The organism is Cryobacterium sp. 10C3 (genome assembly GCF_034314285.1).
Taxonomy (GTDB): domain Bacteria; phylum Actinomycetota; class Actinomycetes; order Actinomycetales; family Microbacteriaceae; genus Cryobacterium; species Cryobacterium glucosi.
The window spans coordinates 2,954,342-2,968,950 of the sequence record NZ_JAVIWF010000002.1; the positions used below are offsets into that span (position 1 = coordinate 2,954,342).

Consider the following 14,609-nt stretch of genomic DNA (forward strand, 5'->3'; position numbering starts at 1 on the left):
CTCCGCCTGGCCCCTCCAGGTTGTCGTGCGTCGGGTGCTTAGTCCGTTGCGACCGCGAGGTCGGGCGTGCCCGACCCGGTGCCGAGCGCGGCCGAGGCGTTCACGCCGATGGACACGGGCGTGGCACGCGCCGTCGTGGTGAACACGTACTCGCCGGCGAGGAAGTCGACGTGCACGTGGTCACCCGCGTTGAGCTCGCCCTGCAGGATCTTCTCGGAGAGACGGTCCTCCACCTCGCGCTGGATCGCACGGCGCAGCGGCCGGGCGCCGAGAGCGGGGTCGAAGCCGACCTCGATCAGGTGCTCCTTCGCGGGGATCGTCAGTTCGACGGTCATGTCGCGGTCGAGCAGGCGGTCGCTGAGGCGCTTGATGAACAGGTCCACGATCTGGAGCAGTTCCGGCTTGGTCAGCTGCGGGAAGACGATGACCTCGTCGACGCGGTTGAGGAACTCGGGCTTGAAGTGCTTCTTGAGCTCCTCCTTCACCTTGCCGCTCATCCGCTCGTAGCCGGTCGTCGTGTCGCCCGAGAGCTGGAAGCCGACGGGCGAGCTGCTGATGTCCTTGGTGCCAAGGTTCGTGGTCATGATGATCACGGTGTTCTTGAAGTCGATCACGCGACCCTGGCCATCCGTCAACCGGCCCTCTTCCAGAATCTGGAGGAGGGAGTTGAAGATGTCCGGGTGGGCCTTCTCGATCTCGTCGAACAGCACAACGGAGAACGGCTTGCGGCGCACCTTCTCGGTGAGCTGGCCGCCCTCTTCGAAGCCGACGAACCCGGGAGGCGCACCGAACAGGCGCGACACGGTGTGCTTCTCGCCGTACTCGCTCATGTCGAGCGAGATCATGGCGGCCTCGTCGTCGAAGAGGAACTCGGCGAGCGCCTTGGCGAGCTCGGTCTTGCCGACGCCGGTGGGGCCGGCGAAGATGAACGAACCGCTCGGGCGCTTCGGGTCCTTGAGTCCGGCACGGGTGCGTCGAATGGTCTTGGCGAGCGCCGAGATGGCCTCTTCCTGGCCGATGACACGCTGGCAGGGCCTTCTCCATGAAGACGAGCCGCGAGGACTCCTCCTCGGTGAGCTTGAACACCGGGATGCCGGTCGCCTGGGCGAGCACCTCGGCGATCAGGCCCTCGTCGACGACGGCGGTCGTCTTGACGTCGCCGGACTTCCACTTCTTCTCGAGGCGCAGTCGCTCGCCGAGGAGGTTCTTCTCCTCGTCGCGCAGGCCGGCGGCCTTCTCGAAGTCCTGGTCCTCGATCGCGGTCTCCTTCGCGGCGCGGACGACGGCGATCTTCTCGTCGAATTCGCGCAGCTCGGGCGGGCTCGACAGGATCGAGAGGCGGAGGCGCGCGCCGGCCTCGTCGATCAGGTCGATGGCCTTGTCCGGGAGGAACCGGTCGGACACGTAGCGGTCGGCGAGGTTCGCCGCGGCCACGAGGGCGCCGTCGGTGATGGACACCTTGTGGTGCGCCTCGTACCGGTCGCGCAGTCCCTTGAGGATGTTGATGGTGTGGGGAAGGGACGGCTCCGCGACCTGGATCGGCTGGAAGCGGCGCTCGAGCGCGGCATCCTTCTCGAAGTGCTTGCGGTACTCGTCGATCGTCGTCGCACCGATCGTCTGCAGCTCACCGCGGGCGAGGAGCGGCTTGAGGATCGACGCCGCGTCGATGGCGCCCTCAGCGGCACCGGCACCGACGAGGGTGTGGATCTCGTCGATGAAGATGATGATGTCGCCGCGGGTGCGGATCTCCTTGGTGACCTTCTTCAGGCGCTCCTCGAAGTCACCGCGGTAGCGGCTTCCGGCGATGAGCGAGCCGAGGTCGAGCGAGTAGAGCTGCTTGTCCTTGAGCGTCTCGGGCACATCACCCTTGACGATGGCCTGGGCGAGGCCCTCGACGACAGCGGTCTTGCCGACGCCGGGCTCACCGATCAGGACCGGGTTGTTCTTCGATCGCCGGGACAGGATCTGCATGACCCGTTCGATCTCTTTCTCACGACCGATCACGGGGTCGAGCTTGTTCTCGCGCGCGGCCTGGGTGAGGTTACGGCCGAACTGGTCGAGAATCTGGCTGCCCGCCGGTCCGCTCGCCGTCTCGTTGGCACCGACCTGGACCTGCTCCTTGCCCTGGTAGCCGGACAGGAGCTGGATGACCTGCTGGCGCACCCGGTTGAGGTCAGCGCCGAGCTTGACGAGCACCTGGGCGGCGACGCCTTCACCCTCGCGGATGAGGCCGAGCAGGATGTGCTCGGTGCCGATGTAGTTGTGGCCGAGCTGCAGGGCCTCACGGAGGCTCAGCTCGAGCACCTTCTTGGCGCGCGGCGTGAACGGGATGTGCCCGGTCGGCTGCTGCTGGCCCTGGCCGATGATGTCCTGGACCTGCTCGCGCACGGCGTCGAGCGAAATGCCCAGGCTCTCGAGGGCCTTGGCGGCGACGCCTTCACCCTCGTGGATCAGCCCGAGCAGGATGTGCTCGGTGCCGATGTAGTTGTGGTTGAGCATCTTGGCCTCTTCCTGGGCCAAAACGACGACACGACGAGCTCGGTCGGTAAATCTCTCAAACATGTGATCACTCCCTTGGCACCAGGGGCAGGTGTGGCGCCGATACATCGAGAGTAACGAGGGAAGCAACCAAAGCGCGCCTCTGTTCGCCGCAGGCGTGACGGATGTCTGCGCCCGGCGATCCTTGCGGCGTCGCTTGAGTGGGTAATACCCTCAACATCGGGTCCGTGCGGCAGCCGCACCGGGTCGACGGCGGCGAGAGGCAGCAGCATGGACGGCGTGGACAATCCGCAGGTCACGGCCCGGGCGAAAAACGGTCTCACGAAGAACCGGCCGCATGAGGCGGATGCCCGGAGCCGGGCGTCCCGGCCGCGCGTGACGCCGGGGGTGCGCTGGGGCCGCGTGGCGGCATCCGCTCGGCAGGACGAGCCGCTCGCGGTCGCCACGACGCTGCGATCGCCCTTCATCGCCGGATTCGTCGGGGCGCTCGGGGTGCTCTCTGCCGTGGTGCTCGGGGTCGCGCTTGCGTCGCTCTCGACGATCCTGATCTCGATCGGCGCCGCCCTGTTCATCGCCCTCGGCCTCGATCCCGTGGTGCGGCTGCTCATCGGCAGGGGCCTGCGCCGCCCGCTCGCCATCGGGCTCGTGTTCGTGACCCTCACCGTCATCGCCGTGCTGCTCGTACTGCTCGTCGTTCCCGTGGTCGTGCGGCAGGTCGTGACCTTCGCCCAACTGGCGCCCGGCTACCTGGTCGGCCTGGAGCACCAGGACTGGTTCATCCTGTTGTCGGACCAGCTCGGGATCATCGACCTGCCCGCTCTCTTCGAGGGACTCATCGCCCTCGCGACCGACCCGGCGAGCTGGTTGTTCGTGGGCTCCGGCCTGGTCAAGGTCGGCGTCGGCCTCATCAACGGGATCACCGGCGGGATGATCGTGCTCATCCTGAGCCTGTACTTCCTCGCGTCGCTCGACCCGATGAAGAAGGCGTTGTACGCGCTCGTGCCACGCCCGCGCCGGCCGGGCTTCATCGACATCTCCGAGCAGATCACCGGCTCGATCGGCGGCTATGTGAACGGGATGCTGCTGCTCTCGTGCCTGAATTCGGGCCTCGGCCTCGTGGCGATGCTGATCATCGGCGTGCCGTTCGCGGGGGTGCTCGCGGTCGTGGTCTTCGCGCTCGCGCTCGTGCTGCTGATCGGCTCGGTGTTCGCCGCGGCGATCGTGGTCGCGGTCGCCCTGCTCGCCTCCCCCGCGACGGCACTCTGGATCGGCCTCTACTACCTCGTGTACCTGCAGATCGAGGCCTACGTGCTCACCCCGCGGGTGATGAACAAGGCGATCGCCGTGCCCGGCTCACTCGTGGTGATCGGGGCGATCGCCGGCGGGGCACTGCTCGGGATGCTCGGGGCGCTCATCGCGATCCCGGTCACGGCCTCGATCCTGCTGATCATCAAGACCGTCGTCGTGCCCCGGCAGGACCGCGCCCGCTGACCCTCCCCGACCGACCCTGAGGGTCAGCGGGCGAGGGCGTGGCGGGCCGCGGCCACCATGGCCTCTACGCCGGTCTGGATCGTGGGGTCCTGTACCGGAGCGTAGAACGGCGAGTGGTTGAAGTGCACGTCCTGCATGCGGCCGGCGGCGATCGCGGCACGGAACGCGGCGGGGTCGCCGCCACCGGTGAACCAGAAGAAGGACGGGCAGCCTGCGCGGGTGCCCCAGAGGCCGAAGTCCTCGCTCGGCGCCGCCTGCGGGCCGACGCCCACCCGGCCGGCGCCGAAGCGTTCGGTGAACAGTGCAGCGAACTCGGCCGTCACGGCCGGCTCGTTGACCAGGGCCGGCACCGAGAAGGTGACCTCGATCTCCGGCGGGCGCGGCGAACCGGCCGCCTCGCACTCGCCGGTGACGATCCGGGTGATGGCGGCGAGCATCCGCTCACGCACGAGCGGTTCGTAGGTGCGCATGCTGATGCCGAGCTCGGCAGAGTCGGGGATGATGTTCTGCTTGGTGCCGGCGTGCAGGGTGCCGATCGAATCGGCCGCGGTCATGACGCTCCCTGCCCGGTAGAGCAGCTCGCCGGCCGGCCACGGGGTGACGTGCTGGCCGAGGGTGATGTCGGGCGTTCCGAAGCGGTCGAAGAAGCCGCTGCGATCATCGCGGCGGCGCCGGCGCCGAGCTCCTCGGCGGGCTGGAACACGAGCTGAAGGGTGCCGGACCAGTCGGCGCGCTGCCCGGCGAGGATGGCGGCGGCGCCGATCAGCCAGGTGGCGTGCATGTCGTGGCCGCAGGCGTGCATGACCGGCGACTCCACGCCGTCGACGCCGACCTGGGTGACCGTGCTCGCATAGGGCAGCCCGGTGGCCTCAGCGACGGGCAGGGCGTCGATGTCGGCGCGCAGCAGCACGGTCGGCCCGGCGCCGTTGCGCAGGATACCGACGACGCCGGTACGGCCGACGCCTTCGGTCACCGCGTAGCCGAGGGAGCGCAACCGCCCGGCGAGCAGGGCAGCGGTGCGGTGCTCGGCGAAGGAGAGCTCGGGGTTCCGGTGCAGGTCCTCGTAGAGCGCGCCGAGCCCGGGGAGCAGATCCTCGACGGCGGCGGGCGTCTCCCCTGTGCCGGGCGCTGCCGGAGGGGCCGTCGCGGGAGCGGGGGCGGGAGCGGGGGCGGGAGCGGGAGCGGGGGCGGGAGCGGGGGCGGGAGCGGGGGCGGGAGCGGGAGCGGGGGCGGGGGCGGGCGAAGCGTGGGCGGGCGCGGCTGGGGTCTGATCAGACATTGCGGCTCCTGGAGAGAGGCGTTTACGGACGCGACGATGACTCGACAGGTCCATCGTGACCGTTCGGGGGGTGTGGCGCCAGTGCTTCGTGCGCCGGCGCCGCAGTTGCGCCTAGGCTGCGAGCGTGAGCAACCTCGAACGTGACCCCTCCGAGCTCGTGATCGCCGGCGCCGAAGGACCCGTGGCGACCACGGCTCCCTCCGGTTCGGTGGATGCGAGCACTGGCCCCGCTGGTGCGCGAACCGCCCCCGGCCACACGGCGGATGCCGGCGGCCCGGTGCTCCTGCTGCTCCCGCGGGACGTGCCGCTCGGCGGCCCCCGCGCCATGAACGTGCGCCGCACCCTGCCCCAACGCGGTCGGTCCACGATCGGGGCCTGGTGTTTCATCGACCACTACGGGCCAGACGAGATCGCACCCCCGATCGCCCTCGAAACTGCACAGGCGACCACAACCGGCACCGGCGCTCGCGAGGAGGCATCGGGAGACGTCGCGGACGGCGCCCGTCGCGGCATGGTCGTGCCGCCGCATCCGCACACCGGTCTGCAGACCGTCAGCTGGCTCTTCGAAGGGGAGATCGAGCACCGCGACAGCGCCGGCAGCCACGCGCCGGTGCTCCCCGGCGAGCTCAACCTGATGACCGCAGGGCGCGGCATCAGCCACTCCGAGGTGTCGACGCCGGAGACCCGCGTACTGCACGGCGTTCAGCTCTGGCTCGCGCTGCCCGAGGAGCACCGGCACCAGGCGCCGCACTTCGAGCACCACGAGGTTCCGCAGACGCCCCTCGGTGGCGGGGCGACCGCGCGGGTGTTCATCGGCACGCTCGGCCCCGTCGTCTCGGCGGCCCGGGTCTACAGCCCGGTGCTCGGCGCCCAGGTCGACCTCCCCTCCGGCGCGACGCTCGAACTGGACCTCGACCCCGCGTTCGAACACGGGGTGCTCGTCGATCGCGGCCCGGTGCTCCTCGAGGGCGTCACGCTCGCGCGCAGCGAGCTGGGCCACCTCGGGGCAGGGCGCGGCGGCATCCGCCTGGAGAATCACTCCAGGCACCCGGCCAGGGTGCTGTTGCTCGGCGGCGAACCGTTCCAGGAGCAGCTCGTGATGTGGTGGAACTTCATCGGCCGCAGCCACGAGGAGATCGCCGGGTGGCGGGCCGAGTGGCAGTCCGACGTCATCGAGGGGGCGGATGCCGTCGGTCGTTTCGGCACGGTCGCCGGCTACCCGGGGCCCGCACTCCCCGCCCCCGAGCTCCCGACCGTGCGCCTCAAGCCCCGCGCCTGAGCCGCGCCCAGCAACTCAGCTCGCGAAAGCGGGGGCGGGGGCTACTGGACGGCGGAGGTGAGGCGGGCGAGGTTGTCGAGGATGGTGGAGCGCAGCGGCTGCTTCATCCAGTCATCGAGGGTGAGCAACTTGCTGTCGGCCCGGTAGCCGTCCTCGACCGCGCGCAGGTCGCGCACGAAGCTGCGGCCGCGCACCATCAGGGACACCTCGAAGTTGAGGCTGAACGAGCGCATGTCCATATTGCTCGACCCGATCACCGCGACCTCGTCGTCGATCGTGAAGTGCTTGGCGTGCAGCACGTACGGGGCCTTATACATGTAGATGATCACACCGGCCCGGAGCAGTTCCTCGTAGTACGACCGCTGGGCGTGGTAGACGAGGGCCTGGTCGCCGATCTCGGAGACGAAGAGCTCGACGTGCAGCCCGCGCTGGGTCGCGGTCGTGATCGCGTACATGATCGACTCGTCGGGCACGAAGTACGGGCTCGTGATCACGATGCGTTCCTGCGCGTAGTAGAGCAGCGCGAGGAAGAGCCGCAGGTTGTTCTCGCCCTCGAACCCCGGCCCGCTCGGCACGACCTGGCAGTCCAGGGTGTGCGGCGCCGTCGTGGGCTGCACCGCCTGGATGTCGCGGGTGAGGAGCTCGTTCGTCTCGCCGTACCAGTCGGTGATGAAGATCGCGTTGAGCCCGGCGACGATCGGGCCCTCGAGCCGGGTCATCAGGTCTTTCCACTTGAGCCCGCGCCGGATGTTCGACTTCATGTTGTAGGTGCGGTCGATGATGTTCTGCGAGCCCATGTAGCCGACGACGCCGTCGACGGTCACGAGCTTGCGATGGTTGCGGAGGTCCGGCCGTTGCCACTTGCCCTTGAACGGCTGCAACGGGAGCATGAGCTCCCACTTGACCCCGGATTCGGTGAGCCGGCGGAGGGTCTTGCGGTAGCCGGGCTTACGCATCGACTGGATGTGGTCCATCAGCACCCGCACGGTCACGCCGCGCTGCACCGCGCGCTCCATCGCGTCGAAGAACGGTGCGGTGGTCTTGTCGAGGGAGAGGATGTAGAACTCGACGTGCACCCATCTCTCGGCCTTGTCGATGTCGACGATCATCTCGGCGAAGGTCGCCTCGTAGTCGCCGAGCAGGCGCGCGGTGTTGCCGCCGACGAGCGGCATCGCCCCGAGGTTGCGGTTGAGCTCGACCACGGATTCGAGCCAGCCGGGCCAGGGGTGGTCGCGACGCACCTGCTCGATCCCGTCGGTGCTCTCGAGGATGAACTGGTTGATCTCCTCCTGCATCTCCAGCCGCTTCTTCGGCAGGGTGCGGTAGCCGATCATCAGGAAGAGGAGGGCACCGATGTAGGGAATGAAGAAGATCGCGAGCAACCAGGCCATACCCGACGTCGGGCGACGGTTGCGGGGTACGACGATGATGGCGACGACGCGGATGGTGAAATCGACGACCAAGGCCACAATGAGGATGAAGGTCGAGATGTCGATGCCGAACATGCGAGGTTAGGTGACGGGCTTTTCGAGCCCGAGCTTCGCGCGCTCTTCGGCCTCGATCTCCGAATACACCTTCCGCTCGGTGCGGTCGGCCCTGAGGATCGAGCGCATGATGACCCAGAAGATCAATCCGAGCGCGACCGTCGGCAGGATCGAGAAGAACGCACCCCAGAAGAAGTCCATAGTTCCCTCAGACTACTTGACGAGGATGCCGTAGAGGCCGGTGCCGACAAAGTAGATCCCGATCGCGGCGACGATCACCCACAGCACGATGCGGTTGGTCGTGATCGGCTGGCGCTCCTTGGGCGCTTTGGGCTCGGAGGCCGAGTCCGTCGGAGCCTTGTCGATGGCATCCGCTGCCTGGGAAGGCTCGTCCGGGGTGGTGTCGTCCTGCGGCTGGGTGTTCATGGCCTTCACTTTACCAACGGGAAGAGGATGGTCTCGCGGATGCCGAGGCCGGAGAGGGCCATCAGCAGCCGGTCGATGCCCATGCCCATGCCACCGGTCGGCGGCATGCCGTACTCGAGGGCGCGCAGGAACTCTTCGTCGAGGCGCATCGCCTCCGGGTCGCCGCCGGCCGCGAGGCGGGCCTGCTCGACGAAACGCTCCCGCTGGATGACCGGGTCGACGAGCTCGGAGTACCCGGTCGCGAGTTCGAAGCCGCGCACGTAGAGGTCCCACTTCTCGACGACGCCGGCCACCGAACGGTGCCCGCGCACGAGCGGGCTCGTGTCGACGGGGAAGTCCATCACGAAGGTGGGCCGGGTGAGGCCGCCCTTGACGAAGTGCTCCCAGAGTTCCTCGACGTACTTGCCGTGGATGGGGTGCTCGACCGCGACGTCCTCCCTGGCCGCGAGCTCCTGCAGCTCGGCGAGGGGGTCTCCGGGGAGATCGTGCGGCCGACCGCGGCGGACAGGCTGTCGTACATGCCGATCCGGTCCCAGTCGCCGCCGAGGTCGAACTCGGTGCCGTCCGCCCAGGTCACGACGTGCGAGCCCGAGACCGCCGTCGCCGCGTTCTGGATCAGCGTCTGGGTGAGGTCGGCGATCGAGTTGTAGTCTCCGTATGCCTCGTAGGCCTCGAGCATCGCGAATTCGGGAGAGTGCGTCGAGTCTGCACCCTCGTTGCGGAAGTTGCGGTTGATCTCGTAGACCCGGTCGATGCCGCCGACGACCGCGCGCTTGAGGAACAGCTCCGGCGCGATGCGCAGGAAGAGTTCGGTGTCGAAGGCGTTGCTGTGGGTCGAGAACGGGCGAGCGGATGCTCCGCCGTGCATCACCTGGAGCATCGGCGTCTCGATCTCCAGGAAGTTCCGGTCCGTGAAGGTCTTCCGCAGGCTCGCGACGGTCTGCGAGCGCTGGATGACGCTGCGGCGGGCCTGCTCGCGACTGATCAGGTCGAGGTAGCGGCTCCGCACCCGGGTCTCCTCGCTCAGCTCGGAGTGCAGGTTCGGCAGCGGCAGCAAGGCCTTCGCGGCGACCTGCCATTCGGTGACCATGATGGAGAGCTCGCCACGGCGGGAGGAGATGACCTCTCCGGCGACGAAGAGGTGGTCGCCGAGGTCGACGAGGTCCTTCCAGGCGGCGAGGGAGTCGACGCCGACGGCGGCGAGGGAGACCATGGCCTGGATCCGGCTGCCGTCGCCGGCCTGGAGACTCGCGAAGCACAGCTTGCCGGTGTTGCGGAGGAACACCACGCGGCCGGCGACGCCGACGGTGACGCCCGTGACGGCATCCGCTTCGAGGTCGCCGAAGCGGGCACGAACGGCGGGGATCGTGTCGGTGACGGGAACGCCGACCGGGTATGCCCCACCGCCGGGCGTGGTTGCCGCCTGGATGAGGCGGTCGCGCTTGGCGAGGCGCACGAGCTTCTGCTCGCTGTTCTCCTGCTCGACCCTGACCTGCTCGGCCTGCTCGGCCTGCACCGCCTGCTCGGCGGTCGGCTCGGTCGGCTCGGTCGTTTCGGTGTGCTGGCTCATGCGGATCTCCGTTGGCGATTCAGGTTCGTGCAGGTGCGAGGTCGTGCTCGTGCGGTCGTGCGCGTCGTGCGGTCATGCGGGTCGTGCGGATGCTTCGGGCGAGCGCTTCAGGCGGGTGCGCTTCCGAGGTCGATGGCCTCGTTGTCGATCAGCCGGATGCTGCCGACATGCGCGGCGACGAGCATCCGTGCCGGGCCGGTGAAGCCCGCCGCGACCGGCTGGAAGTCCTGCGGGCTCACGACCACGAGATAGTCCAGCTTAACCAGTGGCTGGGCGGCGAGGATCGTGTGCGCGGCGACCTGGGCCGCCTGCAGCCCGTCGGGGGCGGCTGCGACCGCGGCCGTGAGCGCCGCGGAGAGGGCCAGGGCCGCCTCTTTGTCCGCGGGTTCGAGCCGGCGGTTGCGGCTGGAGAGGGCCAGCCCGCTTGCCTCGCGCACGATCGGGACGACATCGATCTCGGTGCGCACGTTGAGGTCGGCGAACGCCTGCTGCACGAGGAAGACCTGCTGGGCGTCCTTCTGTCCGAAGACGACGACGTCGGGGCCGACGATGTTGATCAGCTTGGTCACGACCGTGAGCATGCCGTCGAAGTGGCCAGGGCGCACGGCGCCCTCGAGGAGGGCGGCGACCGGGCCGGCGGTGACGCGGGTGTCCGCGGCGCCGTCCGGGTACATCGTGGACACCTCGGGCGCGAACACGAACGCGACACCCTCAGCGGCGAGCGCCGCGACGTCGGCGTCGAGGGTGCGCGGGTAGGACGCGAGGTCCTCGGTGGGCCCGAACTGGAGCGGGTTGACGAAGATCGAGACCACGACGATGCCGCCGCGGGCGTGGGCGCGACGCACGAGCGACAGGTGCCCCGCGTGCAGGGCTCCCATGGTGGGGACGAGGACGACCCGCGCTGCCGGGCCGGGCTCTGCACGCCTCTTCGCGGCGGCGATGCGCTCGCGCAGCCCGTCGATGGTGCCGATGACTTCTGGTTTGATGAGCACGTTCACTCGTCCTCCGTTGTGGTGCGGTCGGTGCGGTCGTTCTGGCCGGTGGGGTCTTCGGGGTCGACGGCATCGTCGAGGTCGTCGAGGTCGTCGTCGAGTGCCGACAGGTCGAGGCGGTCCGGCGCGGTGCGGGAGAGGGCGTTCTCCATCGCGGAGCGCATCAGCGGGCCGATCACGCCGCCCGGCCGGTCGATGCCGATCGAGGTCAGCAGGGCTGCGGCCTGGTCGACGATGGACGTCGAGAACGCGGTGGCGATCTCGACGGCCTCGGCGTAGCGGGCCCGATCCCCCTCGGCGACGACGACGGGCTCCCCGCCCATCTCGACGACGAGCGCCTGCCCGATCGGGAGCACGGGGGTCGGCGCGGTGACGGCGAAATAGCTGTCGGCGAGGCGGGCGAGGTCGATGCTCGTGCCGGTGAAGCTCATCGCGGGGTGGATGGCGAGCGGGATCGCGCCCTGGGCGAGCGCCGGCGCGAGCACCCCGATGCCGAACCTCGCCGAGGTGTGCAGCACGAGCTGCCCGGCCTGCCACGTGTTCGTCGCGGCGAGCCCGGCGACGAGGCTCGCGAGCTGGGCGTCCGGCACGGCGAGGATCACGAGTTCGCTGCGTTCGACGATCTCGGGCACGGTCAGGATCGGCACGAACGGCAGGATCGCCTCCGCCCGGTCGCGGCTGGACTGCGAGATCGCCGAGATGCCGACGATCGCGTGGCCGGCTCCGGCGAGGGCGGCTCCGAGGATCGGGCCGACCCTGCCGGCACCGACGATGCCGATGCCGAGACGCCCGGGGCGGGCGCTCACAGCGCCGCCTCCGCTGCCGGTGCGAGGGTCTGCGCCGGCCGGTCTGGCATCGCCCGGTTCAGCGGATGCCCGGGGTCGGCCCAGTGATGACTGGTGTCGGCGCGAGCGGACGAGATCGCTCCCGCGGAGAGGCGCTCGAACAGGCGCTCCCCTCTCGGACGTCGATGACCGGGAGGGTGGCGACGACCGGGCCGGCGACGGTGTGCACCCGGAGCTTCGCGAGGCGCAGCATCCGCTGGATCGGGCCCTGTTCGATCGCGATGCTCTGCAGCCGGGCGAGCGGCACGAGCGTGAGTTCCCGGCTGACGAAACCCCGGCGCAGGAGCACCGTGTCGGCTGCGACGGTGAAGCCCGTGCGCCGCCAGGAGAACGGACGGAGCCACGCGGCCCGGCGCGGCGCGTTGGTGTAGCCGTCGTCACCGCCGGGTGAGCGCACGCCGTGGTCGACGAGCAGCTTCTCCCGGCCGTTCTCGGAGCCGGAGTCGCTGTCGAAACCGGGCAGGATCAGTTCGAGCACCCTGGCGACGTCGGCGAGTGTGCCGACCGGGAGGGTGGTGGTGTGCGCCTCGCCGGCGGCGCCCTTGTTCGTGGAGTGGCCAGCGGTGTTGATGCGCACCTGCCACCAGCCGAACGGGCGCCAGATCAACGGCTGCGAGACCCGCACGGCATGGATGCGGCCGGGCGGGAGCGTCTCGTTGCTCACCGAGAGCAGGCCGAAGCCCACGCGCACCCCGTCCGGCGTGCCCGCGATGCTGTAGCGCAGGGACTTCGTGAAGCGGTTGACGTAGAAGCTGAGGCTCCCGATCAGTCCGGGGAAGATCGCGATGAGCAGCCAGCCGCTGCCGCCGGCGGAGACGCTCCAGATCAGCACCGCGATCGCGATCAGCACGAACACGGTGAAGCCGCTGAAGATCACGGAGCCGATCAGGCGACCCGGGGGATCCGCACAACGGATTCGGGCGGCGCGGCGTCCGGGTCGAGCTCGGGGGCGAAGAACTCGTGGGCCCGGTCGGTCGCGAAGCCGCCGATCCCGCCGGCGATGCCGCCGGCCGCGGTGCCGATGGCACTGCCGAGGGACGGGCCGAGGGCACTGCCCGCCGCCCGGGTGCCCGCGTGCTCGACCCAGTCCTCGCCCTCCGCCGCGGCGTCGGGCGCGGCATCGGAGGGAAGTGCCGCGGCCGCGCGGGCTCCGGAGGCGAGGTGCAGGATGTCGCGGCGGAGGGCATCCGCTGCCGCGGAGCCGAGGTAGGCGAGGTGCACGTTGGCGTCCTGGCCGGCGACGCTGACTTCGAGTTTCGCTGCACCGAAGAGCCGCGGGATGAACGGGCGCACGATGTTGACGCCCTGGATGCGGTCGAGGCGGGCGCGGCGGTTGCTGCGGAAGACGAGCCCGCTGCGCACCTCGACGACCTCGCCGCTGACGCGGAAGGTGTGCATCCGCCACGACAGGTAGAAGGCGACCAGGATCACGACGAGGATAACGACGACCCCGAGCAGCGCCCAGCCGACCGCGCCACGGCGGAAGAGCTCGTCGATCGGGTCGTCGCCGTAGGTCGGCACGTGGAAGAAGAAGTCGATCAGGCGCTCACGGAGGTTGCTGATGATGAAACCGAGGATAGCCACGATGAAGAGTCCGCCGCGCAGCAGCGGGCTCGCCGGGTGCAGCCGGTGCCACTCCCCGTCGGCGAGGGTGGTCACAGTCCCGCCCGGCGACTCTCGGCGAGTTCGATGAGCCGGTCACGGAGCGCCTCGGCGTCATCGAAGGCGAGGCCGGGAACGAGCACGCCGGAGGATGCGGCGGCGGTGACGAACTTGAGGTCGGCGAGGCCGAGCCAGCGGGCGACCGGGCCGCGGGTGACGTCGATGAGCTGCATCCGGCCGTACGGCACCGAGACGAAACGCTGGAACATGATGCCGCGGCGGAAGAGGAGGTCGTCCTGCCGGAGCTGGTAGCCGATCGAGCGCACCCGGCGGGGCTCGAACGATACGACGACCAGGGTCACGACGACGATCAGGGCGAGCACGATCGGCGCCCAGGAGACCTCGGCGAGGAGCCAGAGGGCGGTCGCGCCGGCGCAGAGGACGAGTCCGAAGATCACCGTCCCGACGATTTCGACGACGACGTAACGCGGAGAGACCCGTTTCCACTCGCCGGCGACGGGCAGTTCGAGGCGACCGGCCGGGTCGAGGGTCTGCGGCGAGTTCGGGTGCCGGTTCGGAAACCGACACGGCAACGGGTGCGGGGGCAGGGGGTACCGGGGCGGCGAATCCCTCAGTGGTGTCAGGCACGCACTTCTCCTCGTTTGCTGTTCTCGTCGTCGTCCGGAGGGAGAGTACAGAAATGCTCGGCAACCAAACCACTCACCAGGAGGACCGCTGCGCCGAACGCCATCCCAATGGTGAGCCATACCGATGCTACCGCCGGAGTCACCGAACGGGTCAGCAGATAGAGGCCGAGGCCGCCGGCGGCTCCGAGCAGCAAGGCCCCGCTGTACGCGGATGCCTTTGCGAGCGCGGCGACGCGAACCGCCATGAACGGGTTGACCGGCTTGCGCGGCTTGCCGTCCAGGGCGCCTCTCGTGGACTTCCGGATCGGCCAGGCCAGGCCGAAGACCACGATCGCGCAGAGCACGAGGGCGAGGGCGAGGCTCGCCGGCGGCAGCAGGATCGAACGGCCGGCGGCCGCGAGCGCAAGCTCGAGCAGCAGCCCGCCGACGAGGGCGCCGAGCACCCAGGCGACGATCACGGAAGCACGCGTGCGCTTCATCGGCTCGCCTCCTGGG

13 protein-coding genes and 2 pseudogenes are annotated in these 14,609 nt (G+C 69.5%); 2 read left to right on the forward strand and 13 right to left on the reverse strand.

Annotation, left to right across the window (positions count from 1 at the left end; translation table 11 throughout):
• Positions 1-38: 38 nt before the first annotated feature.
• Positions 39-2,562 (reverse strand): annotated as a pseudogene (locus RGU41_RS14960) (ATP-dependent Clp protease ATP-binding subunit).
• Positions 2,563-2,769: 207 nt separating this feature from the next.
• On the opposite strand from RGU41_RS14960, the gene RGU41_RS14965 reads away from it, so the two are divergent.
• Positions 2,770-3,990, forward strand: a complete 1,221-nt coding sequence (locus RGU41_RS14965) for an AI-2E family transporter (protein WP_322136743.1) — start codon at positions 2,770-2,772, stop codon at positions 3,988-3,990.
• Between the two features lie 23 nt (positions 3,991-4,013).
• Here RGU41_RS14965 and RGU41_RS14970 read toward each other — a convergent pair whose 3' ends face one another.
• Entirely contained in the window at positions 4,014-4,544 is a 531-nt protein-coding gene (locus tag RGU41_RS14970) for a hypothetical protein (RefSeq protein WP_322136744.1), read from the reverse strand.
• Positions 4,541-5,269: a M20/M25/M40 family metallo-hydrolase gene (locus tag RGU41_RS14975; RefSeq protein ID WP_322136745.1), complete on the reverse strand. Its 729-nt coding sequence runs from the start codon at positions 5,267-5,269 to the stop codon at positions 4,541-4,543. The genes RGU41_RS14970 and RGU41_RS14975 overlap by 4 nt, the downstream gene beginning before the upstream one ends.
• 124 nt (positions 5,270-5,393) lie before the next feature.
• Here RGU41_RS14975 and RGU41_RS14980 point away from each other — a divergent pair, with 124 nt between their 5' ends.
• Positions 5,394-6,548 carry a pirin family protein gene (locus RGU41_RS14980; RefSeq protein WP_416172968.1) on the forward strand — a complete coding sequence of 385 codons (1,155 nt, stop codon included), beginning with the start codon at positions 5,394-5,396 and terminating at the stop codon, positions 6,546-6,548.
• A 41-nt stretch (positions 6,549-6,589) separates the two neighbouring features.
• Here the strand turns inward: RGU41_RS14980 and cls are convergent, their stop codons facing one another.
• The 10 genes and pseudogenes from cls to RGU41_RS15030 all read right to left on the reverse strand — a co-directional run bounded on the left by cls (position 6,590) and on the right by RGU41_RS15030 (position 14,593).
• Positions 6,590-8,053 carry a cardiolipin synthase gene (cls, locus tag RGU41_RS14985; protein ID WP_134446300.1) on the reverse strand — a complete coding sequence of 488 codons (1,464 nt, stop codon included), beginning with the start codon at positions 8,051-8,053 and terminating at the stop codon, positions 6,590-6,592.
• A gap of 6 nt (positions 8,054-8,059) precedes the next feature.
• Positions 8,060-8,233, reverse strand: a complete 174-nt coding sequence (locus tag RGU41_RS14990; protein ID WP_166787248.1) for a hypothetical protein — start codon at positions 8,231-8,233, stop codon at positions 8,060-8,062.
• A 12-nt stretch (positions 8,234-8,245) separates the two neighbouring features.
• The gene (locus RGU41_RS14995; protein WP_134446299.1) at positions 8,246-8,458 is read right to left on the reverse strand and encodes a hypothetical protein; all 213 of its coding nucleotides are present in this window, start codon (positions 8,456-8,458) and stop codon (positions 8,246-8,248) included.
• A gap of 5 nt (positions 8,459-8,463) precedes the next feature.
• Positions 8,464-10,028 (reverse strand): annotated as a pseudogene (gene lysS / locus RGU41_RS15000) (lysine--tRNA ligase).
• Between the two features lie 107 nt (positions 10,029-10,135).
• A complete protein-coding gene (gene panC / locus RGU41_RS15005; protein WP_241975451.1) occupies positions 10,136-11,026 on the reverse strand; it encodes a pantoate--beta-alanine ligase in 891 nt (296 codons plus the stop codon).
• Positions 11,023-11,826 (reverse strand): Rossmann-like and DUF2520 domain-containing protein, encoded by an 804-nt coding sequence (locus tag RGU41_RS15010; protein ID WP_134560058.1) that lies wholly within the window; start codon positions 11,824-11,826, stop codon positions 11,023-11,025. The genes panC and RGU41_RS15010 overlap by 4 nt, the downstream gene beginning before the upstream one ends.
• 58 nt (positions 11,827-11,884) lie before the next feature.
• A complete protein-coding gene (locus RGU41_RS15015; protein ID WP_322136746.1) occupies positions 11,885-12,742 on the reverse strand; it encodes a PH domain-containing protein in 858 nt (285 codons plus the stop codon).
• A gap of 8 nt (positions 12,743-12,750) precedes the next feature.
• Positions 12,751-13,524, reverse strand: coding sequence for a PH domain-containing protein (locus RGU41_RS15020; protein ID WP_322136747.1), 774 nt, complete (start codon positions 13,522-13,524; stop codon positions 12,751-12,753).
• The gene (locus RGU41_RS15025; protein WP_322137369.1) at positions 13,521-14,060 is read right to left on the reverse strand and encodes a PH domain-containing protein; all 540 of its coding nucleotides are present in this window, start codon (positions 14,058-14,060) and stop codon (positions 13,521-13,523) included. The genes RGU41_RS15020 and RGU41_RS15025 overlap by 4 nt, the downstream gene beginning before the upstream one ends.
• 47 nt (positions 14,061-14,107) lie before the next feature.
• Positions 14,108-14,593, reverse strand: a complete 486-nt coding sequence (locus tag RGU41_RS15030; RefSeq protein ID WP_134446295.1) for a DUF3180 domain-containing protein — start codon at positions 14,591-14,593, stop codon at positions 14,108-14,110.
• Positions 14,594-14,609: the final 16 nt, after the last annotated feature.

What these genes read in the sequence shown, in the direction of transcription:
- RGU41_RS14995 (WP_134446299.1), bottom strand. Translation starts at nt 8,458, where the DNA reads ATGAACACCCAGCCGCAGGACGACACCACCCCGGACGAGCCTTCCCAG.
- RGU41_RS14990 (WP_166787248.1), bottom strand. Translation starts at nt 8,233, where the DNA reads ATGGACTTCTTCTGGGGTGCGTTCTTCTCGATCCTGCCGACGGTCGCG.
- RGU41_RS14965 (WP_322136743.1), top strand. Translation starts at nt 2,770, where the DNA reads ATGGACGGCGTGGACAATCCGCAGGTCACGGCCCGGGCGAAAAACGGT.
- RGU41_RS14970 (WP_322136744.1), bottom strand. Translation starts at nt 4,544, where the DNA reads ATGACCGCGGCCGATTCGATCGGCACCCTGCACGCCGGCACCAAGCAG.
- RGU41_RS15030 (WP_134446295.1), bottom strand. Translation starts at nt 14,593, where the DNA reads ATGAAGCGCACGCGTGCTTCCGTGATCGTCGCCTGGGTGCTCGGCGCC.
- cls (WP_134446300.1), bottom strand. Translation starts at nt 8,053, where the DNA reads ATGTTCGGCATCGACATCTCGACCTTCATCCTCATTGTGGCCTTGGTC.
- RGU41_RS14975 (WP_322136745.1), bottom strand. Translation starts at nt 5,269, where the DNA reads ATGTCTGATCAGACCCCAGCCGCGCCCGCCCACGCTTCGCCCGCCCCC.